This window comes from Curtobacterium sp. UNCCL17 (genome assembly GCF_000686685.1).
Classification (GTDB): Bacteria; Actinomycetota; Actinomycetes; order Actinomycetales; family Microbacteriaceae; genus Curtobacterium; species Curtobacterium flaccumfaciens.
Window position 1 is genome coordinate 84,129 of the sequence record NZ_KK366001.1, and the last position, 25,236, is coordinate 109,364.

Consider the following 25,236-nt stretch of genomic DNA (forward strand, 5'->3'; position numbering starts at 1 on the left):
AGGCCCGGATCGCGTCCCCTCGTCGGGTACGTGATCCGGGCCTCCAGTCCGCAGTCCGGGGCTCAGTCGCCGCGCACGTCGCCTTGGCGTCGGCGCGCGAGCAGGCGCAGGACGGCGCCGAGCCCGAGCGCGGTCAGCGCGGCGGCGAGCCAGCCGCCGAGCTCGACGCCGGTGAAGGCGAGCTCACGGTTGGTGGTGGCGGCGCCGGTGGGGCTGGCTCCGTCGGTCTCCGGAGCGGGTGCGGTGCGATCGTCGGTCGTGCCGAGCTGCGTGCCCGTGCCCGGGGTCACGATCACCGGGAACGCGATTCCCGTTCCGGCCCCGTGGTCGTTCTCGGCATCGCCATCGTCATCGCCTTCGCTCTCGGGGACGAGCGTGACGAGCATGCTCGAGCCCGGTGAGACGTGACCGAAGCGGTCCACGGCGACGACCGACAGCAGGTGCGCTCCCGGCTCCAGGGGAACCGTCGTCCGGAAGGCGAACCGCCCGTTGGAGTCCGCTGTCCCACGGCCGATCTCGCGGCCGTCGGCGTCGCGGATGACGACCGTCGAGCCGGGCTCGGCGGAGCCCCGGACGATGCCGGTGCCGTCGACGATGTCGTCGAACGCCTCGAGGACGGGTGCCGCCGGGGCCTCGGTGTCGACGTCGACCGTGGTGTCGGTCGGGTTGGACTCGTTGCCGGCGTCGTCCTGGGCGATCAGCTCGAGCTTGTGCTCGCCGTCGTCGAGGGGTTCGTCGAGTTCGATGGAGAAGTCGCCGTCGTCATTGGCTTCGCCGCGGCCGAGTTCGTTGCCGTCCTCGTCGCGGATGATGACCGTGGAGCCGGGCTCGGCGGTGCCGGTGATGGGGCCCTTGCCGTCGGTGAGGTCGGACGGGCTGGTGACGACGGGTGCGGTCGGTGCCTTCGTGTCGACGTCGACGGTGGTCTTCGTCTCCTCGGAGGCGTTGCCGGCGTCGTCCTGGGCGACGAGTTCCAGCTTGTGCTCGCCATCGGTCAGCGGTTCGTCCAGCTCGATGCTGAAGTCGCCGTCGTCGTTGGCTTCGCCGCGGCCGAGTTCGTTGCCGTCTTCATCGCGGATGATCACGGTGGATCCCGGCTCGGCGGTGCCGGTGATGGGGCCCTCACCGGCAGCGAGGTCAGAGGGGCTGGTCACGACCGGTGCGGCCGGTGCCTTCGTGTCGACGTCGACGGTGGTCTTCGTCTCTTCGGAGTTGTTGCCGGCGTCGTCCTGGGCGATCAGTTCGAGCTTGTGCTCGCCGTCGTCGAGGGGCTCATCGAGTTCGATGGAGAAGTCGCCGTCGTCGTTGGCTTCGCCGCGGCCGAGTTCGCTGCCGTCCTCGTCGCGGATGATCACGGTCGAGCCGGGCTCCGCGGTTCCGGTGATCGGGCCCTTGCCGTCAGCGAGGTCGGACGGGCTGGTGACGACGGGCGCGGTCGGTGCCTTGGTGTCGACGTCGACCGTGGTGTCGGTCGGGTTGGACTCGTTGCCGGCCTTGTCTTCGGCGACGAGTCCGAGTTTGTGCTCGCCGTCATTGAGTGGCTCGTCGAGTTCGATCGAGAAGTCGCCGTCGTCGTTGGCCTCACCACGCCCGATCTCGTTGCCGTCCTCGTCGCGGATGATGACCGTCGAGCCGGGCTCCGCGGTTCCGGTGATCGGGCCCTTGCCGTCAGCGAGGTCAGAGGGGCTGGTCACGACGGGTGCGGTCGGGGCCTTCGTGTCGACGTCGACGGTGGTCTTCGTCTCTTCGGAGCTGTTGCCGGCCTTGTCCTGCGCGACCAGTTCGAGCTTGTGGTCGCCGTCGGTGAGCGGTTCGTCGAGGGCGATGGAGAAGTCGACGTCGTCGTTGGCCTCACCACGCCCGATCTCGTTGCCGTCCTCGTCACGGATGATCACCGTGGCACCAGGCTCAGCGGTCCCCGTGATGGGTCCCTTGCCATCGGCGAGGTCGGACGGGCTGGTGACGACCGGTGCCGTGGGTGCTTCGGTGTCGACGTCGACCGTGGTATTCGTCTTCTCGGAGGCGTTGCCGGCCTTGTCCTGCGCGACCAGTTCGAGCTTGTGGTCGCCGTCGGTGAGCGGTTCGTCGAGGGCGATGGAGAAGTCGCCGTCGTCGTTGGCCTCACCACGCCCGATCTCGTTGCCGTCCTCGTCACGGATGATCACCGTGGCACCAGGCTCAGCGGTCCCCGTGATGGGGCCCTTGCCGTCAGCGAGGTCGGACGGGCTGGTGACGACCGGTGCCGTGGGTGCTTCGGTGTCGACGTCGACCGTGGTGTCGGTCGGGTTGGACTCGTTGCCGGCGTCGTCCTGGGCGACGAGTTCCAGCTTGTGCTCGCCGTCGTCGAGGGGCTCGTCCAGCTCGATGGAGAAGTCGCCGTCGTCGTTGGCTTCGCCACGCCCGATCTCGTTGCCGTCCTCGTCGCGGATGATCACGGTGGATCCCGGCTCGGCGGTGCCGGTGATGGGTCCCTTGCCATCGGTGAGGTCGGACGGGCTGGTGACGACCGGTGCCGTGGGTGCTTCGGTGTCGACGTCGACCGTGGTCTTCGTCTCTTCGGAGGTATTACCGGCCTTGTCCTGCGCGACCAGTTCGAGCTTGTGCTCGCCGTCATCAAGGGGCTCATCGAGCTCGATGGAGAAGTCGCCGTCGTCGTTGGCTTCGCCGCGGCCGATCTCGTTGCCGTCTTCATCGCGGATGATCACGGTGGAGCCAGGCTCGGCGGTTCCACTGATGGGGCCGGTCCCGTCAGCAAGGTCGCTGGGGCTGGTGACGACCGGGGTCGTGGGGGCTTCGGTGTCGACGTCGACCGTCGTGTCGGTCGGGCCAGATTCGTTGCCGGCCTTGTCTGCAGCGATGAGTTCGAGCTTGTGCTCGCCGTCGTCGAGGGGTTCGTCGAGGACGATGGAGAAGTCGCCGTCGTCGTTGGCTTCGCCGCGGCCGATCTCGTTGCCGTCTTCATCGCGGATGATCACGGTGGAGCCAGGCTCGGCGGTCCCTGTGATGGGGCCCTTGCCGTCGCTCAGGTCGGACGGGCTGGTGACGACCGGTGCGGTCGGTGCCTTCGTGTCGACGTCGACGGTGGTCTTCGTCTCCTCGGAGTTGTTGCCGGCGTCGTCCTGGGCGATCAGCTCGAGCTTGTGCTCGCCGTCGTCGAGGGGCTCGTCGAGCTCGATCGAGAAGTCGCCGTCGTCGTTGGCTTCGCCGCGGCCGAGTTCGTTGCCGTCCTCGTCGCGGATGATCACGGTCGAGCCGGGTTCGGCGGTCCCGGTGATGGGGCCCTTGCCGTTGTCGAGGTCGCTGGGGCTGGTGACGACCGGTGCCGTGGGTGCTTCGGTGTCGACGTCGACCGTGGTCTTCGTTTCCTCCGAGGTGTTGCCGGCCTTGTCCTGGGCGACGAGTTCGAGCTTGTGCTCGCCGTCGGTCAGCGGTTCGTCCAGCTCGATGGAGAAGTCGCCGTCGTCGTTGGCCTCACCGCGGCCGAGCTCGTTGCCCTCCTCGTCGCGGATGATCACGATCGAGCCCGGCTCCGCGGTACCCGTGATCGGTCCCTTGCCGTCGCTCAGGTCGGACGGGCTGGTGACGACGGGTGCGTCGGGTGCTTCGGTGTCGACATCGACGGTGATCGGGGTGGGGGTCGAGATGTTGCCGGCGTCGTCCTGTGCGATCAGTTCGAGGTTGTGCTCGCCGTCGTTGAGGGGCTCGTCCAACTCGATGGAGAAGTCGCCGTCGTCGTTGGCCTCACCGCGGCCGATCTGGTTGCCGTCCTCGTCACGGACGATGACCGTGGAGCCCGGCTCGGCGGTCCCGGTGATCGGGCCCTTGCCGTCAGCCAGGTCGGTCGGACCGGAGACGATCGGTGCGTTCGGAGCGTCGTCGTCCACGTCCACCGTGACCGGCGTCGGGGACGAGACGTTGCCGGCCTCGTCCTGCGCGACGAGCTCGAGGTCGTGCGCGCCGTCGTCGAGCGGCTCGTCGAGCACGATGGTGAACTGCCCGTCGTCGCGGGCCTCGGCACGGCCGAGTTCGTTGCCGTCGGCGTCACGCACGATCACCGTCGAACCGGGTTCGGCCGACCCGGTGAAGGGGCCGGTGCCGTCGGCGAGGAACTCGGGGGTCGTGCTGATCGGCGCATCGGGTGCGGTGACGTCGGGCGCGGTGACGGTCACGGGCGAGGGAGCCGACTCGTTGCCGGCGTCGTCCTGTGCGACGACCTCCAGGCCGTGGTCGCCCTCGGTCAGCGGCTCGTCCAGATCGACCGAGAAGTCGCCGTCGTCGTTCGCTTCGCCCCGGCCGATCTCGTTGCCGTCCTGGTCACGGATGATGACGATGGAGCCGCGCTCGGCGGTGCCGACCACCGGACCGGTCGGGGTCGCGAGGTCCTGGCGCTCGACGATCGGAGCATCGGGCGCGGTGGTGTCCGGGACGACAGCGGTCGCGGTCGCCGGGCCGGACTCGTTGCCGACCGCGTCGGCGGCGACGACCACGAGGTCGGTCGCGCCCTCGGGCAGCGGTGCGTCGAGACGGACGGAGAAGTCACCGTCCTCGTTCGCGCGGTCGCGGCCGAGTTCGTTGCCGGCCTCGTCACGGACGATGACGATGGAGCCCGGCTCGGCGGTCCCCGTGATGGGTCCGGTCGGGTCGGCGAGGGTGCCGGGGTCGTCGACGATCGGGACGTCGGGGGCGGTGGCGTCGACGTCGAGGGTCGCCGTGGTGGGTTCGGCGGTGAAGCCGTTGCGGTGCTGCACGGCGGTGACGGTGACCGACCCGTCTGACAGCGCCTCTGTGACGGGGAGCGACCAGGTGCCGTCGTCGCCGACGGGGACGTTCACCGGAGCCCGGTCACCGACGGTGACGTCGACGGTGCCGCCGGGGACGCCCTGGCCGGTGATGGTCGGCTTCGGTCCGACTGCTGCGGTCGGCTCGTCGATGACGGCGGAGGTCAGCGGGATGGTGACCTTCCACGTTGATGTCGTCTGCTCGTTCGTGTTGACGTAGTTGGTGGCGGCGTTCGGGGCGAACGAGCCGTGCACCGTGACGACGTCGCCCGGCAGCGCCGAAGCGTCGACGGTGATCGGCACCCGGATGTGGTTGAAGTTCGCTCCACCGGTGTTGAGCGGCTGGGGATTCGCTCCGAGGCAGTCGGTCTGCGTGGGAGACGTGAACGTGCAGTTCGCGACGTTCGCCGTGCCCGAGTTCGCCACGCTGAACGGCGGTCGTCCGCGTGTGAAGGTCGCGGGGCCGGTGATGGTCCAGTGGAAGTCGAGCGAGCGGCTCGGGATCGTGAAGCCACTCGCGTTCTTGACGTTGAAGATCGACGTCTCAAACCGCTGTCCCGGCTGGCCGGTCGTGTCCTGGTCGCCGATGACGTAGACGTTGATCGGCGTCTCGTTCGGCGTGACCTCGTCGGTCGTGGGCTGTGCCTCGGGCGTGGGGGTCGGGGCGGGCGCGGTGCTCGGCGCCGGGGCCGGCTCCGGCTCCGTGGCGGGGTCGGCGTCGACCGGGGGCGCGGTGTCCGCGGGGGCCTCGGGTTCGACGGGCGAACCATTGTCGACAGGTGCCTCGCCCTCGCCCGGCGCCTCCGGCTCCACGGACTCGTCGGCTCGCTCCTCGGTCGGCGCGGGTGCCGTCGTGACGGTCGTCGCGGCGGCCATGTCCGGCACCGCCAACGGCGCGAAGGCCAGCAGGAGGGCTGCGGCAGAGGTGGACTTGCTGAGCGGGGGCATTCGGGGCTCCGATCGAAGGGGTCGGTAGCCATCGTATGCAATATGTATTTCACATGCAATGCATTGCCCGGATTCAGGGCCGTCCAGCGCATCCGGATCGCGCACACAGGCCAGATGCGGAAGTATGTGTCGGTGACGATCATGACGGAACGGCCGGTCGACCAGGCATCGAGCAGTGAACCGGAGCAGCCCGGCAACGCCACGGCGAAGCACCGGAACGTCTCGCTGCTCTCCGTTGCGACCACCACTGCGGAGCGTGTGACGACCTCGGCCGACATCGAGGCCAAGCTCCGCGGGGTCCTCCGTCGGCTGCGTCTGCCGATGGGGCTGCTCGAACGCGTCGCCGGGGTCATCGAGCGTCGCAACTGGGGCGAGGGTCAGACCTTCCAGGACGCTGCGATCGACGCCGGCCGTCGTGCCATGGCCGAAGCCGGTGTCCGCCCGGACGAGATCGGGCTGCTCATCAACACCTCGGTGACGCGCCCGCACCTCGAACCGTCGGTGGCCGTCCGCCTGCACCACGGCCTCGGGCTGCCGTCGTCCGCCATCAACTTCGACATCGCGAACGCCTGCCTGGGGTTCGTCAACGCCATGAGCGTCGCCGCGGGCATGATCGACTCCGGGCAGATCAAGTACGCGCTCGTCGTCGACGGCGAGGACGCCGACCAGGTGCAGCTCAACACCATCGACCGTCTGAACCAGGGCGGCCGGAACCGCAAGGACTTCATGAGCGAGTTCGCCAGCCTGACCCTCGGGTCCGGTGCCGCGGCGGCCGTGCTCGGCCCGGCGGACCTGCACCCCGAAGGCCACCGGATCGTCGGCGGCGTCACCCGCGCGGCGACCCAGTGGTACGACCTGTGCGTCGGCAGCGTCGACGGCATGTTCACGGACGCGAAGATGCTGCTCAAGGGCGGCATGGAGCTCGTCGTCGCCGCCTGGACCGAGGCACGAGCCCACTTCGACTGGGCCGACATGGACCGCTACGTGCTGCACCAGGTCTCCGACGTGCACACCAACGCCTTCGTCGAGGCGATCGGCATCCCGCGCGACAAGGTCCCCACCACGTACCAGCGGTTCGGCAACGTCGGCCCCGCGTCGATCCCGATTACCCTGGCCGACGAGGTCGCTTCCGGCGGCATCCGTCGCGGTGACCGCGTGTTCCTGGGCGGCGTCGGTTCCGGCATCAACACGGCGATGATGGAACTCCACTGGTGAGGTCCCGGCTGCCCCGCGTCGCCGCGAGCACGGCTCCTGCGACGCAGCCGCCCTCCCTGCCCGGCCTCGACCCGGCCTGGTCGCGTCTGGTCACGGTCCCCGCGTGGGCCGGAGATCGGACGGGAGGCACGGATCGCGCCGCGCGCACCTGGCACCTCCTCGACACGGCTGGGTCTCTGGCCGCGCTCGGCGTGGAACCGGTCGGCACAATCCTCTGCGTGCACGGCAACCCGACGTGGTCGTACCTGTGGCGGTCGGTGCTCCGCACCTCGCTCGAGGTCGCGCAGGCCGGCGGCCCGGCCTGGCGTGTGGTCGCGGTCGACCAGCTCGACATGGGCTTCTCGGAGCGCACCGGCGTCGAGCGCGGACTGGCGCAGCGCGTCGCGGACCTCGGAGCCCTGACCGACGAACTCGGGCTGACCGGACCGGTCGTCACCCTCGGCCACGACTGGGGCGGTGTGGTGTCGCTCGGTTGGGCGGTCGACCACCCGGACGTCCTGGCCGCCGCGATGACGTGCAACACCGCCGTGCACCAGCCCGACGACGCCCCGATCCCCGCACCGTTGCGGCTCGCCCTCGGTCCGGGGGTGCTCGGCCGCGCTACGGTCGTGACCCCGGCGTTCCTCGAGACCACCCTGGCCATCGCGCACCCGAAGCTCGAGCGGGCCGTCGCCGACGGCTACCGGGCGCCCTACCGCGGTGCCGCCCGACGCGGTGGCATCGGCGGGTTCGTCGCGGACATCCCCGTCGACGCCCGGCACCGGAGCGCACCCGAACTCGACCGCATCGCCGCCGGGGTCGCCGCGCTCGACGTGCCGGTGCTCCTGCTCTGGGGTCCGCGCGACCCGGTGTTCCTCGAGCGCTACCTGGACGACCTGACCGAACGCGCGCCGCACGCCGACGTCCACCGGTTCGAGGGCGCCGGGCACCTGCTGCCGGATGACGCCGACGTGGCGGGCGCGGTGTTCGACTGGCTCGGTGACCGCCTGCCGGACCGTGGCCGTCCCGCCCAGGCCCCCACGGGCCTCCAGCCCGACGCCGTGGACCCGGGCCAGTCCGCACAGGCGACCCCGCCGCTCTGGGCGCGGCTCGACGAACTGCGCGAGAGCGACGAACCCGCGCTGGTCGAGATGGCCGCCGCCGGTGGCCCCCGCACGATCACGTGGCGGCTGCTCGCCCGACGGGTCGACGAGATCGCCGCAGGACTCGACGACCTGGGCGTCCGGAGCGGCGACCGTGTCTCGCTCCTGGTGACCCCCGGTGCCGACCTGACCGCCGTCCTGTACGCCTGCGTGCGGATCGGGGCGGTCGTCGTCGTCGCGGACGCCGGACTCGGACTCGGCGGCCTGACCCGGGCCGTCCGCGGAGCCCGACCGGACTGGATCATCGGCGCGCTGCCCGGGCTCGGTGCCGCGCGTGCCCTCGGCTGGCCGGGGCGACGCATCGCGACGGTCTCGTTGCCCGCGCCGGCCCGGAAGGCGCTGCGGGTGGAGCACACGCTCGTCGACGTCGCCCGCCGCGGAGCCCGCCGTCTCGCGCACGGCACCGCGCTGCCGACGGCCCCGTCGCCGGACGCGCCCGCGGCCGTGCTCTTCACCTCGGGATCGACCGGGCCGGCGAAGGGCGTCGTGTACACGCACGGCCAGCTCAGTGCCGTCCGGGACGCCCTGGCCACCCAGTACGACGTCGGTGTCGGCACCGGCCTCGTCGCCGGGTTCGCACCGTTCGCGCTGCTCGGCCCGGCCCTCGGGGCACGGTCGGTCGCGCCCGACATGGACGTCACCGCGCCGCGCACCCTGACGGCGAAGGCGGTCGCGGCCTCGGTCGCCGCGGCTGACGCCACCGTGGTGTTCCTGTCGCCGGCGGCCCTGGCGAACGTCGTCGCGACCGCGTCGGAACTCACCGACGCCGACCGCCAGGCGCTGCGGGGCGTGCGGCTGTTCCTGTCGGCCGGGGCTCCCGTCTCGGCTGCGCTGCTCACCGCGGCGACCGAGCTGATGCCGAACGCCAGCGCCCACACCCCCTACGGCATGACCGAGGGGCTCCTCATGACGGACGTCGACCTGGACGGGGTCCGTGCCGCCGGCCGGTCCGGTGACGAGGGGATCTGCGTCGGGGTGCCGGCAGCGAACGTCCGCGTCCGCATCGCACCGCTCGACGGTTCCGGGCGCTCGACCGGAGCCCTGACGGACGAGCCCGGGATCACCGGCGAGATCGTCGTCGCGGCACCACACGTGCGCGACCACTACGACCGGCTCTGGCGCACCGACCGGGTCTCGCGCCTCGGCGTCGACGACCCGCGCGGGCACCGCACCGGGGACGTCGGGCACCTGGACGGCGCGGGACGGATCTGGGTCGAGGGCCGGCTGCAGCACGTGCTGACCACCCCGGACGGGGTCGTCACGCCGGTGGGGCCGGAGCAGCGGATGGAGGGCGTCGACGGTGTCGGACGTGCCGGGGTCGCGGGCATCGGGCCGATCGGCACCCAGCAGGTGGTGGCCGTCGTCGAGACCGACCCTGCCGTGCGCCGGCCCGGGCTGGCGTCGCCGTCGCTCGCCGCAGCGGTCCGTGCCGCCGCCGGAGTGCCACTCGCGGCGGTGCTCGTCGTGCCCGTGCTGCCGACGGACATCCGGCACAACTCCAAGGTCGACCGCACCCGGCTGTCCCGCTGGGCCGGCTCGGTGCTGTCCGGCGGCCGGATGGTGCGCCCGTGAGCGGCGCGTTCGGCGCGTTCGGCGCGTTCTCGCGCGCTCAGCGACACCTCACGGGCCGTCGGGTGCGTGAGGTGTCGGTGAGCACGAATCTCCGACCCGCCGCGGTTCGAGACGGCGGCCGGAAGGTGCGCCCGTGAAGGTCCTGGTCACCGGGGCCAGCGGGTTCCTCGGGCAGGCCACCGCCGCAGCCGTGCGGGACGCCGGGTACGAGGTCCGGACCTTCCAGCGCCGTCCCTCCGGGGTGTCGGGCGTGCAGGACGTCGCCGGGACGATGACGGACGACGCTGCGATCGCCTGCGCGGTCGACGGGGTCGAGGCGGTCGTGCACCTGGCCGCGAAGGTGTCGCTCGCCGGCGACCCGGCCGACTTCGCCCGGGTCAACGTCGAGGGAACCCGCTCACTGCTGGGGGCCGCCCGTGCCGCCGGCGTCGGGCGCTTCGTCTTCGTGTCGTCGCCGTCGGTCGCGCACACCGGTTCGTCGCTCGTCGGGGCCGACGCCGGTCCGGCCGAACCGTCCCGTGCGCGTGGTGACTACGCCCGCACCAAGGCCGCGGCGGAGCTGCTGGCACTCGGTGCCGACGCCCCGGACTTCGCCGTCGTGGCCGTCCGGCCGCACCTGGTGTGGGGTCCGGGGGACACGCAGCTCGTCGGACGGATCGTCGAGCGGGCCCGAGCCGGACGGCTCCCGCTGCTCGACTCCGGCGCTGCGCTCATCGACACGCTCTACGTCGACAACGCCGCGACGGCCATGGTCGCGGCACTCGAACGCATCACGGACGACGGTGTGCACGGCAACGCCTACGTGGTCACGAACGGTGAGCCCCGACCCGTCGCCGATCTGCTCGCCGGCATCTGCACGGCGTCCGGCGTCCGGCCCCCGCAGTGGCACGTGCCGGCTGCTGTCGCCCGGGCAGCGGGGTCCGTGGTCGAGGCCGTCTGGCGCGTCCGACCGGGCGAGGACGAACCGCCGATGACCCGGTTCCTGGCCGAGCAGCTGTCGACCGCGCACTGGTTCGACCAGCGGCGGACCCGGCAGGAGCTCGGGTGGACCCCGTCGGTGTCGATCGACGAGGGACTCGAGCGACTGGCGGCGGCGACAGAGGCAGGGGCAGCGGCAGTGGTTCAGGCTTCGTCGGCGGCGACGTAGACCCAGGCCGTCCGACCCGAGGCGAGTGTGACCCGCACGCGCTGGTAGTCGGCGACCTCGTACCCGTCGACCGCGCGGAGCTGCCACTCGTACCCGAGAGCCAGGGCCACCCCTTCGACGACGTCGTCAGGAGCACCGCGGCGCAGGATCGGGTGCTGGTCCGAGCCGCTCGTCCGGATGACGTCCGGGTCGGTGATCGTCACCCGGTCGAGCCGCCAGCCGGGCAGGGAGTCCGGGGTGGTCGGGACGTGCTCGCCGAACAGTGACTCCTGCACGAGGGGCTGCTGGAGCGTGCCGTAGGAGAACACCCGATGGGTCTGGCCGGGCAGGTGCTCGGGTCGTCGGACCGGCTTCGGAGCGATCGTCGGTGTCGAGGTCCAGACGAGTGCACCCGCGAGCCCGGCGAGTCCGAGGTGGAGCAGCCCGACGACGGCGAGGACGCTGCCCCACAGGATGCTGCTGGTGTCACCGGGGCACGCGTACTGCAACCCGTCGTCCTCGGCGTCGACGCAGGTGGCTGCGCCGTTGCCGATCCCGACGGCGATGGCGATGATGCCGACGACGAGGCAGACGAGCGCGAACGCGCCGAGACCGATGACCCAGCGCTGGCCGGGGGAGAGACGCTTCACGTCGCGAGGGTAGCGGACCGGAGGCGCGGATCACGCGAGCCGATCGGCTCGCGTGATCCGCGCCTCCGGTCCGGCGACGTCACCCGCAGAACTCCGTCGGCGGCGACTGATCGACCTTGCTCACCCACACCGAGTCCGCCCGGTCGCCGGAGCCGAGCGACGGGCCCCGGAAGCTGACGTACACGCCGTCGATCGTCGTCGTCCAGCCGCCGTAGGGCGAGTCCGACGGCTGGGCGTCGTCGTTGCCCGGCTCCGTGTAGTGGAGGTCGGGGTACGCCGCCCGCAACTCGGCGAGCGTGCTGCCGACCCCGAGCCCCGCCGCCGTCGTGGGGCCGTTGCCCGGAGCGTCCGGGGCGCCGGTTCCGATGGCGAGACTCTGCACCGTGCCGTCGTCCGCCCGGACCACCGTCAGTTCCGGGAAATCCTGCGACCGCCAGAAGGTGACGTTCGGGTTGAGGCAGGGCGCGGGCGTGTAGATCCCGTCCAGGTCGTCCGTCTCGGCGGCGTACTCCCCGCCGAGCGCGATCGGCCCGACCTCGCTGCCGGAGATCGTCCACGTGTCCGGGTCCGACAGCGAGTACGGCGCCCGGGTCGACGTCGGCGTCGGGGTCGGGGTCGGGTTCGCCGTGGGCGTCGGGCCGCCCACGACCGGGGCCCCGGACGAGGTCTCGGTCGGCGACGGCTCGGGTGTCGTCGTCGCGGTGGGGGCGGGGGCGGTGGTGATCGACGTCGGGATGAGGCCGAGCGCGACCCCGCCGCCCGCAGCACCGAGCAGCAGCACCCCGACGACACCGATCGCGATGCCTGCACGGCGGCCTCGTCGCTTCGGGCGAGGGGTGGCACGCTCGAGGACGTTCTGCTTCATCGAGACGAGCATGCGCTGCAGGTCGTCTCCCTGGGGAGGCTCAGTGTTCATCGTGCGTCACCGCCTTCCTGAGTCGTCGGCGGGACCGGGAGACCCGCTGGGTGACCGCCCCGACGCTGAGGCCGAGCAGTTGTGCGGCTTCGGCGTAGGAGTACCCCTGTAGCAGGCAGAGTTCGCAGATCCGGCGGTCGGCCTCCGGCAGCGCGGCGATCTCGGCGCGGACCCAGCGGAGCTGCTCGGATGCCTCGGTGGTGTCAGCGGGGGCGGCGAGGTCGAAGGGGAGCTCGTCGCCGGCGTGCTTCTGGTTGCGCCGTCCCAGGTTCTTGGCGTGGTTGCGGCACACCACCAGCAGCCACGGCAGGAGTGTGCCGGTCGGGAGCTGCAGGCCGTCGGCTCGCTGCCAGAGCGTCAGGAACGTGTCCTGGACCAGCTCTTCGACGTCCTGCTTGCTCCCCGCGATCGCCCAGGCGTAGCGGGTCAGCGTCGGCGCGAACCGGTCGAACGCCGTCGCGAGTGCTGCTCTGTCCCCCGAGGCGAGGCGCCGTGCGAGGCCGGCGTCGTCTTCTGCGGTGTTGTCCACGGTGCTCCCTTCACTACGACAATGTCGTGAAGAGGCCGAACCTGACACGGATCACGACGCGAGTCGTCCGTGTCGTGATCCATGTGTGATGCTCCGGAGGCGTCAGCGGTGTCGGCGCGTCAGCCGGTGAAGCGTTGCCAGAGGTCGGCGACGATCGGCCAGACGTCACCGGCGCGGTCGGCGGACCCGACGGCGACGAGGACGACCGGGACGATCGTGACGGCGACGGCCACGAGGACGGCGAGCACGACGGCCGAGGCTGCGGTCGCGGTGTGCCGTCGGGTGAAGGCGAGGACGAGCAGCGCGAGGACGACCAACGACCCCGCGATCGTGATCAGTGCCACCCGCACGAACGGGAACGGCACGAGTCCCGAGGTGGTCGCCGTGACGCCGCCGAGGAACCCGACGAGGGGCAGGAACGCCCCCAGTGCGGTGCCGAGGACCAGGACCACGCCGATGCCCGAGGCGATCCAGACGCCGCGTGGCCGGGGGCGACGGAGCTTCGCCCGGCGGTTCCCGGACCAGGCGGTGGTCACGGCTGCTCTCGGCGGTGCCGTGCTGCGTCGGTCTCGGCCGCAGCGGTCTCGGCCGCGTCGGCGGAATCGGCGGCAGCGGATGCGGCGTCCTCAGCGGCGTCGGCTGCGTCGGCCGCGGCGTCGGCGGCCTGCTCCGACGCCCGTGCGAGCGACTCGGCGGCGGCGTCACGCACGTCCTCGGTGGTGTCGGTGGCGCTCTCGACGACGCGCTTCGTGGTCTCGGCGGTGGCGTCGGCAGCGCGCTTCGAGGCATCGGCGGTGGCGTCCGCTGCGCGCTTCGTCACGTCGGCGGTCGCTGCGGCAGCACGCTTGGTCGCGTCCGCCGTGGTCTCGGCAGCCTGCTCGACGGCGTCGGTCGCGACCTCGGTCGCGCGGCCGAGCGGCGACTGCTCGTCGTCGAACGGACCGTGCACGTCGAGGACGCGGACGTCCACGCTCGTCGGGAGCTCGGACAGCTGCCGCGTCGCGGCGGTCACCTGCTTCCGCACCTCGTCGGCGACGTGCAGCACCGGCTCCGGGTAGCTGACGACGATGGAGACCTGCACACCGAGCGCGCCGTCGTCCTCGTCGACCTGCACGCCGGCGGCGCCGGCGCTCCGGCCGAGCTGCTTGCGGAGCTGGTCGGCTGCACGGGCGGCGATCCCGCCGAGGTGGTGCACGCCGGGTACGCCGAGTGCGGTCTCCGCTGCCGTCCGGGCGACGATCGTGACGGTGCTCGCGTCGTCGGGCAACGGCTCCGTGAGCTCCGCGGGCAGTGCCACCTCGGTGACCTGCGTGTGCGCGTTCGGGTCGTGCTGCATGGTTCTCTCCTCGTTCGGGTTCCGCCGGAACGCATCGGGGCACCCGACTGCGCGAGTGCCCCGACACGGTTCGTGCGACCTACTTCTTGAAGACGTCCTTGACGTCCTCGCCGGTCTGCTTCGCGCTCGCGGCGGCCTGGTCCTTCTTGCCTTCGGCGACCTTGGAGTCGTCGCTGGTCAGGTTGCCGACGGCTTCCTTCGCCTTGCCGGCGAGGTCCTGGGCGGCGTTCTTGATCTTGTCGTCGAGTCCCATGACGGGTCCTTTCGTGAGTGGGCGGTGCGCCCGGTGGTGTGGTGGTGGGCCGGGAGGCCCGGGGTACGTCCGGCTGACGGGTGTCAGTGGACGCGGGTCGACTTCGCGAGCGCGGAGCGGGTACCGCCGGTCAGGTGCACGAGCACCGGGACCGGACGGCCGAGGGTGCGGTCGAGGACCGCGACGGCTCGGTCGACGGCGTCGAGCACGGTGACGGCGTCCCCGCCGCGGCGGACCGCGACACGGATCCGTGCGGCGCGCTGCCGGCGGACGAGGTAGGTGTCGACACGGGAGCCGACCACGTCGCGGACACCCGCGAGTTCGTGCTCGAGGACGTCCCGGACGAGTGCGACGTTGATCGTGACGGCGTCGTCGCCCGAGTGCTCCCGCACGGCGACGGACGTGCCGCCACCACCGCGGGTGAACACCCACACGAGCGACAGGACGATCACGAGGACCGCGGCCCCGGCGACGATCCACAGCGCGGACGCGGGCACGTCAAGGCTGCGGGGGAGGTCGACGTACGGCTTGACGGCGTCCTGGACGGCGGGCAGCACACCCGCGCCCATCGCGATCCCGACGACCACGGCGACGAGGCCGAGGACGAACAGGATGATCCGGTTGAGGGTCCGGTTGCTCTTGGTCATGCGAGGGTTCCCTTCTCCTCGACCCGGACGCGGACGCGTCGGCCGAATCGCTCGTCGAGGCCGCTCAGACGCTCCACGACGGCGGCACGGACGCTCGCCTCGTCGACCGGCACACCGGTGACGGGGACGATCCGGACCTCGGTGGAACGGCCACGGGCGGTGGCGGAGGCGTTCCCCTCGGGGACACCGGCCGCCATGCCTGCAGCGTTCGCCGCGGTGGAGGCGACGATGCGGGCGTCGATGACGACCGCTCCGCGCTCGTGTTCGACGACCGATCGGTGCTGGCGGCCGGGCTTGAGCGCCAGGACGACCAGCACGACGCCGAGGACGACGAGCACACCCGCGATGACCTCGACGATGGTGACGAACGCGGCGTCCGGACGGAGCGCCGTGTCGACCACGGTCTGGGGGTCGGCGACGAGCGGCGGGCGTCCGATGGCGCTGAGCACCGCCTCGGTGCCGATCCAGGCGGCCACCAGGGCGAGCACCACGAGTGCCACCGCCACTGCTGTGGAGCGGGAGCGGTGCACGCTCCGACGACGGATGCGTCGTTCGACGGAACCGTTGCTCATGATGGCCTCCTAGCGGGCACGGGACTCGTGCTCGCGCACGATCCCGGTGAGTTCGATGTGGGCACTGCCGACGCGGCGTCCGGTCAGGTCGCTCACGCGGCCCTTGACCTGCTCCGCGATCCGGATCGACCCGGAGACGATGTCGTCGCTCGCGGCGATCGGCCCGGTGATGTCGAGCGACAGTGCTCCCGACGCGTCGCCGAGTCCGACGCGCACCCGCTTGGCGGGGGCGCCGAGCCCTTCGGCTGCGACGGCCCGCGCCAGCGAGGTGAGCGCGCGTGCGGTGATCTCGACGCGGCCCGGGACGTCCGGGCCGGCGTTCACCGGGAGCTCCGGCGTCCGGTCAGCACGTCGGTCAGGGCACCGCGGTCGATGCGACCGGTGGCGAGGGCGGCCACGAGGGCCCCGATCGCACCGAACACGATCACGAGCACGAAGCCCCAGAACCCGAACTGCAGTGCCACGACGGCGAGGACTGCGCCGATGAGGGCGCCGATCAGCGTGTTGCTCATGCGACTCGGGCTTCCTTCTTCTCGTCGTCGTTGTCGTCGTCGTCGCCCGGGATGTAGACGTCCTGGACGGTCACGTTGACCTCGGCGACCTCCATGCCGACGATCTGCTCGAGGGCACGGGCGACACCGGAACGGACGCCGTCGGCGACCTGCTGGAGCGACACCGGGTACTCGGCGACGATCACGATGTCCGCGGCGACCTGCTTCTCGCCGACCTCGACCTTGACGCCCTGGCCGAAGTCGCGCTGGCCGATGGCGTCGCGGAGGGCGCCGATGGCACGGGCTGCGCCGTTGCCGAGGGAGTGCACGCCGTTGACCTCGCGGGCGGCGATGCCGGCGACCTTCGACACGACGGTGTCGTCGATGACGGTCTTGCCGGTGACGCCGCTGGTGCCGGCGTGCGAGGTGGCACGGGTCGCCGTGGTGGCCGGGGTGGGGGTGATGGTGTCAGCCATGTTCGTTCCTTCCGTTGACCCGCCGGGCGTTCCCAGCGGTTGCTGTTCACGGATGAGACGGGCTGTGGAAGAGATTCGTCACACACGACTTCTCGGATTCGGGTGGTGTCCAGGCATCCCCGGAAATCCGCGGATCTGCGTGTACCCCCGGCCTGTTCAGTCGGGCTTTTCAGCCGTTTCCGGCCGCGTCGTTGCGTTCTGCAGCGGCCCGCATGGCGCGCACGCAGGCCATCGGCGACTCGCCGCGCTCCTCGCGGAAGAGCTGCTGCAGGCGTCGGGGGAGCACCCCTGCGGCAGCCGCGATGTCGTCGAGCGTGAGCGGGTCGTCGAGGTGCTGTTGGATGTACGACACCGCACGGCGGACACGCCACGACGCCTTGCCGGCCTCCGGCTGCGCAGCCAGCGACGCGCGCTTCGTCACGGCCGGGTCCTCACCGAACCGGTCGCGGTAGGTCTCGGCGAACCGGCCCGGGTTGGTGAAGCCCCAGCGACGGGCGATCGCGGCGATGCCGGAGGACACGAGCGGACAGTCCGCCGGGGCGACCGGGCCACCCCGGTCCGCGCGGAGCAGCTCCTCGCGCACACGGTCCAGGCGGTGGTCGCGCAGGAAGCGGTGCGGAGTGGTGTCGAGCGTCCGGGCGAAGACGTCCTGCAGTCCGCGCTGGCTCAGTCCGCACGCGGCGGCGATCGTGGGGACCGTGGGGCGTTCGGCGGCGTGCAGCTCGATGAACCGGATCGCGTCACGGAGCCGGTTCGCCACGGGCACGTCGTCACCGCGGTTCCGGATGGGGAACGTGTCGAGGATGACGACGGCCAGCCGGCGGTTCAGGGCGGTCCGCATCGGTCCGAGCACGCGGTCGTCGACCAGGGCCGGCCCGAGTTCACGGATCAGGTGCCGCAGCGGTTCGCGCCGGGCGACGACCTCGTCCTGCTGGTCGAACAGCAGTGGGCCGTCGGGCAGGCGGTAGCCGAGGTCACGGCCGACGCTCCGCAGGAACCGGTCGGACACGTGCACGCCGTTGTAGACCGTGCCGTCGGACTCGAACCGGTAGGCCTCGGACGCCGAGGCGATGTACGGGCTGCCCGGCTCGACGACGCGGGTGCGGTCGGCGAAGTGCATCTCGAGCCGGCCCTTGGTCAGCCAGAACACCACGTGGTCGTCCCGCACGCCGATGACCCCGCCCCGCCGGCCGCCCTCGGCACGCATGGTGCGCAGCGACAGGTCGTCGTCGCCCACGACCGTGTACTCGTACCGCGTGTCGTCGGTGGCGAAGGTCTCGGAGGCGAAGTCCGAGCCGCCGTACTCGGCCTCGAAGATCTCGGAGTAGTCGGATCCCTCGCCGTCGGAGAACCGCAGCCGGCGGAATCCATTCGTCGTCGAGGGGTCCATGCGCCGATCATGCCACCGGTTGCGCTCGGACGGGATCGGAATACCCTAGGGGGGTACCGTATTGAGAACGGTGGAGGCGGACATGCACGAACACGTCGGGTACATCGGCGACAAGGACGACCTGCTCAAGCGACTCCGTCGCGCCGAGGGGCAGGTGCGCGGCATCGCGCGGATGGTCGAGGACGAGACGTACTGCATCGACGTCCTGACCCAGATCTCGGCGGCGAACCGGGCGCTCGAACGCGTCGCGCTGTCGCTGCTCGAGGACCACCTGGCGCACTGCGTCGCCGAGGCCGTCGCCGAGGGCGGGGACGCCGCCGACGAGAAGGTGCGCGAGGCCAGCCAGGCGATCGCCCGGCTCGTCCGCTCCTGACCCTGACGACCACCACCGAGAAGGAGACACCATGACCACCGAAACGCTGCTCGTCGAGGGCATGACCTGCGACCACTGCGTGATGAGCGTCACCGAGGAACTCACCGAGGTCGACGGGGTGTCGGGCGTCGACGTCCGACTCGTCCCCGGCGGGTCGTCCGAGGTCACCGTCAGCTCCGCGGCACCCGTCGACGCGGACGCGCTCCGCGCCGCCGTCGCCGAGGCGGGGTACGAGGTCGTGCGCTCGTGACCGACCGCACCGTCGAACTCGACATCACCGGGATGACCTGCGCCTCGTGCGCGAACCGCATCGAGCGGAAGCTCGGCAAGCTGCCCGGGGTCACCGCCACGGTCAACTACGCCACCGAGAAGGCGCAGGTGCAGGTCGCCGCGGACGGTACCGCCGACCCCGAGGCGCTCATCGCCGCGGTGGAGTCGGCCGGGTACGGCGCCACGGTGCCGGCCCCGCCCGCCGCTGCTGACGCCGGCCCCGCGGTGGACGAGGACCCGACCGGCCCGCTGCGCCGGCGCCTGGTCGTGTCCGCCGTGCTCGCGGTGCCCGTCGTGGTGCTCTCGATGGTGCCGGCCCTGCAGTTCCCGAACTGGCAGTGGCTCGCCCTGACGCTCGCCGCGCCCGTCGCGGTCTGGGGCGCGCTCCCGTTCCACCGTGCCGCGTGGGTCAACGCCCGGCACGGTGCCGCCACCATGGACACCCTGGTGAGCGTCGGCGTCCTCGCTGCCTTCGGGTGGTCGCTGTACGCCCTGTTCTTCGGCGACGCCGGCACGACCGGCATGCACATGACGTTCTCGTGGTTCGCCACTGACCCCGAGGCCGCCGACCTGTACCTCGAGGTCGCGACGGCCGTGACGGTGTTCATCCTCGCCGGCCGGTACATGGAGGCCCGCGCGAAGACGCAGTCCGGCGCCGCGCTCCGGGCACTGCTCGAACTCGGTGCGAAGGACGCCACCGTCCTGCGTGACGGCGGCGAACACCGCGTGCCCGCCTCGTCCCTCGTGGTGGGCGACGTCGTCGTGGTGCGACCCGGCGAACGGATCCCGAGTGACGGCCTGGTGCAGGACGGCTCCTCGGCCGTCGACCTCAGCATGCTCACCGGTGAGTCCGTGCCGGTCGAGGTCGGCCCGGACGACCGGGTCACCGGCGCGACGATCAACGTCGGCGGCCGGCTCGTCGTCGCGATCACCCGCGTCGGCGCCGACACCGAGCTCGCCCGGATGGGTCGCCTGGTCGAGGACGCCCAGACCGGCAAGGCCGAGGTGCAGCGCCTGGCCGACCGCGTGTCGGGGGTCTTCGTGCCGATCGTCATCGCGCTCGCCGTGCTGGCCTTCGTCGGCTGGCTCGTGTTCGGCGGTTCGGTCACCGCGGCCTTCACCGCGGCCGTCGCCACCCTGATCATCGCCTGCCCGTGCGCCCTCGGGCTCGCCACGCCCACCGCCCTGCTGGTCGGGACCGGCCGAGGCTCCCAGCTCGGCATCCTGATCGGCGGTCCGCAGGTGCTCGAGCGCACCCGCGGCGTCGACACCGTCGTGCTCGACAAGACCGGCACCGTCACTACGGGATCGATGACCCTGCGGTCGGTCACCGCTGTCGACGAGACCGAGGACACCGTGCTCCGGCTCGCCGCCGCGGTCGAGGACGGCTCGGAACACCCCGTCGCCCGTGCCGTCACCACCGCGGCCCGTGCCCGAGGCGTCGACCTGCCCGAGACCGAGCAGTTCACCGCGACCGCCGGCGCCGGTGTGCAGGCCGTCGTGGACGGCGACGTCGTCCTGGTCGGCACGACCCGCTGGCTCGCCGACTCGTGGTCGATCACCCTGCCCCCGGTGCTGTCCGACGCCGTCGAGCGCGCCGAGGCCGACGGGGGCACGGCGGTCGTCGTCGCCCGGAACGGCACGGCCCTCGGCGTGGTCGTCGTCGGCGACACGGTGAAGCCCGAGGCCGCTGACGCGATCGCCCGCTTCCGGGCCCTCGGCCTGCACCCGGTGCTGCTCACCGGCGACAACGACGGTGCCGCACTTGCGGTCGCCGCCCGGGTCGGCATCGACGAGGTGCACGCTCGCGCGACCCCGGCGTCGAAGCTCGAGACCGTCCGCCGACTGCAGTCCGAGGGGCGGAGCGTCGCGATGGTCGGCGACGGCGTGAACGACGCAGCGGCGCTGGCCGCGGCCGACCTCGGCATCGCCATGGGGGCCGGCACCGATGCGGCCATCGCGGCGAGCGACATCACGGTGGTGAGCGGCCGGCTCACCGTGGTCGCCGACGCCATCCGGTTGTCGCGCGCGACGCTCGGCGTCATCAAGGGCAACCTGTTCTGGGCATTCGCGTACAACGTCGCGGCGATCCCGCTCGCGATGGCGGGGCTGCTCAACCCGGTGCTCGCGGGTGCGGCGATGGCGTTCTCGTCGGTCTTCGTCGTGACGAACAGCCTGCGGCTGCGTCGCTTCGCGGCGCAGCCGTGAACCCGGCGAGCCGGCCGCAGCCGTGAACCCGGCGAGCCGGCCGCAGCCGTGAACGCGACCGGCCGGGAGGCGTGACGCGCGCAGCGAACGCGAGCCGCGCCTCCCGGCCGACTGTGCGCACCACCTGCCGGAGCGCACTACGCTCGAAGACGGTCCGCGACGCAGCGCTGCGTGACCCGCGGGCTGTACGTCTTGAACGTGATCCCCAGGAGGACCGAAGTGACCGAATCCGCTCCCGTCGACCCCACATCGACCGAAGGCTGGAAGAAGCTCGACAGCATCGCTGCCGACTTCACCCCGGACCTGCGAGGGTGGTTCGACAGCGACCCCGGTCGTGCCGAGCAGTACACCTTCCAGGCGGCCGACCTGACCGTCGACCTGTCCAAGGGCCTGGTGACCGACGAGATCCTCGCCGCGCTGCTGCAGGTCGCGAAGGACACCGGCGTCGCCGAACGCTTCCAGGCGATGCTCGCCGGTGAGCACATCAACGTCACCGAGGACCGCGCCGTGCTGCACACCGCGCTCCGCCGCCCGAAGGCGACCGAGGGCCTCGTGCCGGCGGCACCCCTGACCGTCGACGGCCAGGACGTCGACGCCGACGTGCACGCCACGCTCGACAAGGTCTACGGCTTCGCCGAGCAGGTCCGCAGCGGCGCCTGGACCGGTGTCACCGGCAAGCGCATCGAGACCGTCGTCAACATCGGCATCGGTGGCTCCGACCTCGGCCCGGTCATGGTCTACGAGGCACTCAAGCCCTACGTCCAGCCCGGCCTCGAGGCACGCTTCGTCTCGAACATCGACCCGGCGGACATCTACGAGAAGACCGCGGACCTGGACCCCGAGACCACGCTCTTCATCGTCGCGTCGAAGACCTTCGGCACGCTCGAGACCCTGACGAACGCGCGCCTCGCCCGCCAGTGGCTGTGGGAGAAGCTCGGGCTGACCGACGCGGCCGACGACGAGAAGAAGAACGCCGTCGCCAAGCACTTCGTCGCCGTCTCCACCGCGCTCGACAAGGTCGAGGCGTTCGGCATCGACCCCGAGAACGCCTTCGGCTTCTGGGACTGGGTGGGCGGCCGCTACTCGGTCGACTCGGCCATCGGCACGAGCGTCGTGATCGCCATCGGCAAGGAGAACTGGGAGCAGTTCCTCGCCGGCTTCCACGCCATCGACGAGCACGTCCGCACCACGCCGCTCGAGCAGAACGTCCCCGTCCTGATGGGCCTGCTCAACGTCTGGTACACGAACTTCCTCGGTGCGCAGAGCCACGCGGTCCTGCCGTACACGCAGTACCTGCACCGCTTCGCCGCGTACCTGCAGCAGCTCACGATGGAGTCGAACGGCAAGCGCGTGCGTTGGGACGGCTCGCCCGTCGCCACCGAGACCGGCGAGGTCTTCTGGGGTGAGCCCGGCACGAACGGCCAGCACGCGTTCTACCAGCTGATCCACCAGGGCACCCGCCTGATCCCGGCCGACTTCATCACGGTCGCCAACCCGGCCCGTCCGCTGAAGGACGAGACCGGAGACGGCAAGGGTGTCGCGCCCGGCACCGACGTGCACACGCTGTTCCTGGCGAACTTCTTCGCGCAGACCAAGGCGCTCGCGTTCGGCAAGAGCGCCGACGAGGTCCGCGCCGAGGGCACCACCGACGAAGGCATCGTCGCGGCGCGCACGTTCCCCGGCAACAAGCCGACCACGTCGATCATCGCGCCGGAGCTCACCCCGAGCGTCCTCGGCCAGCTCATCGCCCTGTACGAGCACATCGTGTTCACCGAGGGCACGATCTGGGGCATCGACTCGTTCGACCAGTGGGGTGTGGAGCTCGGCAAGCAGCTGGCGCTGCAGGTCACGCCGGCCGTCGAGGGCGACCAGGCCGCGCTCGACGCGCAGGACCCGTCGACCAAGGCGCTCATCGCGAAGTACCTGGAGCTGCGGAAGTAGCGCACGCCCCCACCTGACGGACGGGAGGCCCGTGGCGGATCCGCCACGGGCCTCCCGTCCGTTTGTGTGCGTGCGCTGGCCGCGGGGCGGACGCCGGGCCGGTTTCGCGGTCAGCGACACCGCACGCGCGCGCTGGCCCGTGAGGTGTTGCTCAGCGCGAAACGCCGCCTGCCGCCTGCCGCCGCGCCCCGTCACCGCGCCGGACGGTCCGCCGGTGTCGGTCGGAGCGGCTACGGTCGAGGGCATGGAGCGTTCGGAGATCCTCGCCGCGGCTGCCGCCGCGCACGCCGCCCGCATCGCAGCGGCCGGTGGTGACGACGCCGCAGCGCGTGAACGGGCCGACAGCGTCCGACGACGGGCTGACGGGCTCACCGACCGGTACGACACGGTCGAGGGTGCGGACGCCGAGTCCGACGCCCGCGACGCCGCACGCCGACGCGCAGGCGAGGCGGACCGCGCGGCCTCACGCACCGAGGGCGTGCTGTCGGACTGGCACCGGATGGGCACCCGTCGTGGCGTCACCCCCGACGCCCAGGTCCGCACGGCCTGGACCGTGACCGGGGTCCCCGAGCGCGGTGACGCCCGAGCGCTCGCGAACGTGCTGCTCTCCACCGCGGGGCACGCCGGACGCGTCGCCGACGCCGCCCGACGCAACCCTGCCCTGTCCGGCGCAGCGAGTGCTGCCGCCCGACGGACCGTGCGCCGCTACACCGACCACGGTGCCGACATGGCCTCGTTGGGGGACGTCCTGGGCGAGGGCCCCGTCGACGACGAGCGCTGAACCTGATCCGCAGATTGGACCGCTCCCGTCCTCATCAGGCCTTCTGTGGACCGATCCAAACGACCTGACGACAGAATGTCCAATTGACAGGACATGGAATCGGGTTACGATCGGTCCACGCACTGACGCGCGATCACCGACGAAGGAGTCACCGAATGGTCGACATCAAACCGACAGCCCCGACTGTCGCACTGCCCCCGTTGGGGACCGGGCCGCACCGCCGACGACTCGGCGTGCTGGCCCTCGTCGCCACGTTCGGTGGGTTGCTCTTCGGGTACGACACCGGTGTCATCAACGGTGCGCTGAACCCGATGAAGGCCGAGCTCGGTCTCACGAACTTCACCGAGGGCGTGGTCACCAGCTCGCTGCTCTTCGGCGCCGCGATCGGCGCCATGCTCGGCGGCCGCATCGCAGACGGTTGGGGTCGTCGCAAGACCATCATCCTGCTCGCCGTCACGTTCTTCGTCGGCACGCTGATCTGCGTGTTCGCGCCGACGTTCGAGGTCATCGTCGTCGGTCGTGTGCTCCTCGGCCTCGCGGTGGGTGGTGCATCCACGGTGGTGCCGGTGTTCCTCGCCGAACTCGCGCCGTACGAGATCCGCGGGTCGCTGTCCGGCCGCAACGAGCTCATGATCGTGATCGGTCAGCTCGCCGCGTTCGTGGTCAACGCGATCATCGGCAACGTGTGGGGTGAGGGCAACGGCGTGTGGCGCGTCATGCTGGCCGTCTGTGCGCTCCCCGCGATCGCGCTGTTCGTCGGGATGCTCCGGGTGCCGGAGTCGCCGCGGTGGCTCGCGTCGAAGGACCGCTACGACGAGGCGCTCTCGGTCCTCGAGCAGGTCCGGACCACCGATCGGGCCCGTGCCGAGCTCGACGACATCAAGCGGAGCAACGACCTCGAAGCGAAGGTCGAGCGCGTCAGTGGTTGGCACACGCTGCGCGGGAACAAGTGGCTCATCCGCATCGTGCTCATCGGTGCCGGGCTCGGCGTCGCGCAGCAGCTCACCGGCATCAACTCGATCATGTACTACGGCCAGACCGTGCTCATCGAGTCCGGGTTCCAGGCGTCGGCAGCCCTCATCGCGAACATCGCCCCCGGCGTGATCGCCGTGATCGGTGGCGTCATCGCGCTGTACAACATGGAGAAGATCAACCGCCGCACGACGCTGATCCTCGGGTTCACGCTGACGACGATCTGCCACTTCCTCATCGGCATCGCGTCCGTGGCGCTGCCCGAGGGCAACCCGGCCCGCCCGTGGGTCATCCTGTTCCTGGTCGTCGCGTTCGTCGGCTCGATGCAGACCTTCCTCAACATCGCGGTCTGGGTCGTGCTGTCCGAGATCTTCCCGACCCAGATCCGTGCGCTCGGCATGGGCATCTCGGTCTTCTGCCTCTGGATCGCGAACGCGTTCCTCGGGCTGTACTTCCCGACGATCGTCGCAGCGACCGGCATCACCGGGACCTTCTTCGGGTTCGGGGTCGTCGGACTGCTGGCGCTGCTCTTCATCTGGAAGTTCGTGCCGGAGAGCCGCGGTCGCACCCTCGAAGAGGTCGAAGAGGGCGTCACCACCGGCAACATCTTCACCGTCCCCGTGAAGGCGTCGCGCCGCTAGTCCGCACCG

22 protein-coding genes are annotated in these 25,236 nt (G+C 71.4%); 9 read left to right on the forward strand and 13 right to left on the reverse strand.

Annotated features, from left to right (window positions below; translation table 11 throughout):
- Nucleotides 1–62: 62 nt before the first annotated feature.
- Nucleotides 63–5,726, reverse strand: coding sequence for an Ig-like domain-containing protein (locus BR70_RS0110275; protein ID WP_027465991.1), 5,664 nt, complete (start codon nucleotides 5,724–5,726; stop codon nucleotides 63–65).
- A gap of 141 nt (nucleotides 5,727–5,867) precedes the next feature.
- Between BR70_RS0110275 and BR70_RS0110280 the strand changes: the two genes are divergently transcribed.
- From BR70_RS0110280 to BR70_RS20460, 3 genes are all read left to right on the forward strand, one after another.
- A complete protein-coding gene (locus tag BR70_RS0110280) occupies nucleotides 5,868–6,941 on the forward strand; it encodes a 3-oxoacyl-ACP synthase III (RefSeq protein ID WP_042537701.1) in 1,074 nt (357 codons plus the stop codon).
- A gap of 8 nt (nucleotides 6,942–6,949) precedes the next feature.
- Nucleotides 6,950–9,655 (forward strand): alpha/beta fold hydrolase, encoded by a 2,706-nt coding sequence (locus tag BR70_RS0110285; RefSeq protein WP_027465992.1) that lies wholly within the window; start codon nucleotides 6,950–6,952, stop codon nucleotides 9,653–9,655.
- A 133-nt stretch (nucleotides 9,656–9,788) separates the two neighbouring features.
- On the forward strand, nucleotides 9,789–10,802 hold the full coding sequence (locus BR70_RS20460) for an NAD-dependent epimerase/dehydratase family protein (RefSeq protein WP_035808742.1): 1,014 nt from the start codon (nucleotides 9,789–9,791) through the stop codon (nucleotides 10,800–10,802).
- Here the strand turns inward: BR70_RS20460 and BR70_RS23740 are convergent.
- From BR70_RS23740 to BR70_RS22340, 12 genes are all read right to left on the reverse strand, one after another.
- Nucleotides 10,778–11,431 carry a gamma-glutamylcyclotransferase family protein gene (locus BR70_RS23740; RefSeq protein ID WP_231495685.1) on the reverse strand — a complete coding sequence of 218 codons (654 nt, stop codon included), beginning with the start codon at nucleotides 11,429–11,431 and terminating at the stop codon, nucleotides 10,778–10,780. The genes BR70_RS20460 and BR70_RS23740 overlap by 25 nt on opposite strands.
- 79 nt (nucleotides 11,432–11,510) lie before the next feature.
- A complete protein-coding gene (locus BR70_RS0110300) occupies nucleotides 11,511–12,347 on the reverse strand; it encodes a hypothetical protein (protein ID WP_155896854.1) in 837 nt (278 codons plus the stop codon).
- The gene (locus BR70_RS20465) at nucleotides 12,337–12,876 is read right to left on the reverse strand and encodes an RNA polymerase sigma factor (protein ID WP_051596820.1); all 540 of its coding nucleotides are present in this window, start codon (nucleotides 12,874–12,876) and stop codon (nucleotides 12,337–12,339) included. The genes BR70_RS0110300 and BR70_RS20465 overlap by 11 nt, the downstream gene beginning before the upstream one ends.
- A 119-nt stretch (nucleotides 12,877–12,995) precedes the next feature.
- A complete protein-coding gene (locus BR70_RS0110310) occupies nucleotides 12,996–13,412 on the reverse strand; it encodes a hypothetical protein (RefSeq protein WP_027465995.1) in 417 nt (138 codons plus the stop codon).
- Nucleotides 13,409–14,212 (reverse strand): Asp23/Gls24 family envelope stress response protein, encoded by an 804-nt coding sequence (locus BR70_RS22335; RefSeq protein WP_051596821.1) that lies wholly within the window; start codon nucleotides 14,210–14,212, stop codon nucleotides 13,409–13,411. Before BR70_RS22335 ends, BR70_RS0110310 begins: the two co-directional genes overlap by 4 nt.
- A gap of 79 nt (nucleotides 14,213–14,291) precedes the next feature.
- Nucleotides 14,292–14,465 carry a CsbD family protein gene (locus BR70_RS0110320; protein ID WP_027465996.1) on the reverse strand — a complete coding sequence of 58 codons (174 nt, stop codon included), beginning with the start codon at nucleotides 14,463–14,465 and terminating at the stop codon, nucleotides 14,292–14,294.
- Between the two features lie 83 nt (nucleotides 14,466–14,548).
- Nucleotides 14,549–15,112: a hypothetical protein gene (locus tag BR70_RS0110325; RefSeq protein WP_027465997.1), complete on the reverse strand. Its 564-nt coding sequence runs from the start codon at nucleotides 15,110–15,112 to the stop codon at nucleotides 14,549–14,551.
- Nucleotides 15,109–15,684, reverse strand: a complete 576-nt coding sequence (locus BR70_RS0110330; RefSeq protein ID WP_027465998.1) for a DUF6286 domain-containing protein — start codon at nucleotides 15,682–15,684, stop codon at nucleotides 15,109–15,111. The genes BR70_RS0110325 and BR70_RS0110330 overlap by 4 nt, the downstream gene beginning before the upstream one ends.
- Before the next feature lie 9 nt (nucleotides 15,685–15,693).
- On the reverse strand, nucleotides 15,694–16,008 hold the full coding sequence (locus BR70_RS20475; RefSeq protein ID WP_035808748.1) for a hypothetical protein: 315 nt from the start codon (nucleotides 16,006–16,008) through the stop codon (nucleotides 15,694–15,696).
- Nucleotides 16,005–16,196 carry a DUF2273 domain-containing protein gene (locus BR70_RS0110340; RefSeq protein ID WP_017885412.1) on the reverse strand — a complete coding sequence of 64 codons (192 nt, stop codon included), beginning with the start codon at nucleotides 16,194–16,196 and terminating at the stop codon, nucleotides 16,005–16,007. The genes BR70_RS20475 and BR70_RS0110340 overlap by 4 nt, the downstream gene beginning before the upstream one ends.
- A complete protein-coding gene (locus tag BR70_RS0110345) occupies nucleotides 16,193–16,651 on the reverse strand; it encodes an Asp23/Gls24 family envelope stress response protein (RefSeq protein ID WP_027465999.1) in 459 nt (152 codons plus the stop codon). Before BR70_RS0110345 ends, BR70_RS0110340 begins: the two co-directional genes overlap by 4 nt.
- 169 nt (nucleotides 16,652–16,820) lie before the next feature.
- Nucleotides 16,821–18,041, reverse strand: coding sequence for an AraC family transcriptional regulator (locus tag BR70_RS22340; RefSeq protein WP_027466000.1), 1,221 nt, complete (start codon nucleotides 18,039–18,041; stop codon nucleotides 16,821–16,823).
- 82 nt (nucleotides 18,042–18,123) lie between these two features.
- On the opposite strand from BR70_RS22340, the gene BR70_RS0110355 reads away from it, so the two are divergent.
- From BR70_RS0110355 to BR70_RS0110380, 6 genes are all read left to right on the forward strand, one after another.
- The gene (locus BR70_RS0110355) at nucleotides 18,124–18,414 is read left to right on the forward strand and encodes a metal-sensitive transcriptional regulator (protein ID WP_027466001.1); all 291 of its coding nucleotides are present in this window, start codon (nucleotides 18,124–18,126) and stop codon (nucleotides 18,412–18,414) included.
- 31 nt (nucleotides 18,415–18,445) lie between these two features.
- Nucleotides 18,446–18,664, forward strand: a complete 219-nt coding sequence (locus BR70_RS0110360) for a heavy-metal-associated domain-containing protein (protein WP_027466002.1) — start codon at nucleotides 18,446–18,448, stop codon at nucleotides 18,662–18,664.
- Complete coding sequence (locus BR70_RS0110365) at nucleotides 18,661–20,892, forward strand: heavy metal translocating P-type ATPase (protein ID WP_027466003.1); 2,232 nt, start codon at nucleotides 18,661–18,663, stop codon at nucleotides 20,890–20,892. The genes BR70_RS0110360 and BR70_RS0110365 overlap by 4 nt, the downstream gene beginning before the upstream one ends.
- A gap of 219 nt (nucleotides 20,893–21,111) precedes the next feature.
- Nucleotides 21,112–22,833: a glucose-6-phosphate isomerase gene (gene pgi / locus BR70_RS0110370; protein ID WP_027466004.1), complete on the forward strand. Its 1,722-nt coding sequence runs from the start codon at nucleotides 21,112–21,114 to the stop codon at nucleotides 22,831–22,833.
- A gap of 244 nt (nucleotides 22,834–23,077) precedes the next feature.
- A complete protein-coding gene (locus BR70_RS0110375) occupies nucleotides 23,078–23,614 on the forward strand; it encodes a hypothetical protein (protein ID WP_027466005.1) in 537 nt (178 codons plus the stop codon).
- 155 nt (nucleotides 23,615–23,769) lie between these two features.
- Nucleotides 23,770–25,227 carry a sugar porter family MFS transporter gene (locus BR70_RS0110380; protein WP_051596822.1) on the forward strand — a complete coding sequence of 486 codons (1,458 nt, stop codon included), beginning with the start codon at nucleotides 23,770–23,772 and terminating at the stop codon, nucleotides 25,225–25,227.
- Nucleotides 25,228–25,236: the final 9 nt, after the last annotated feature.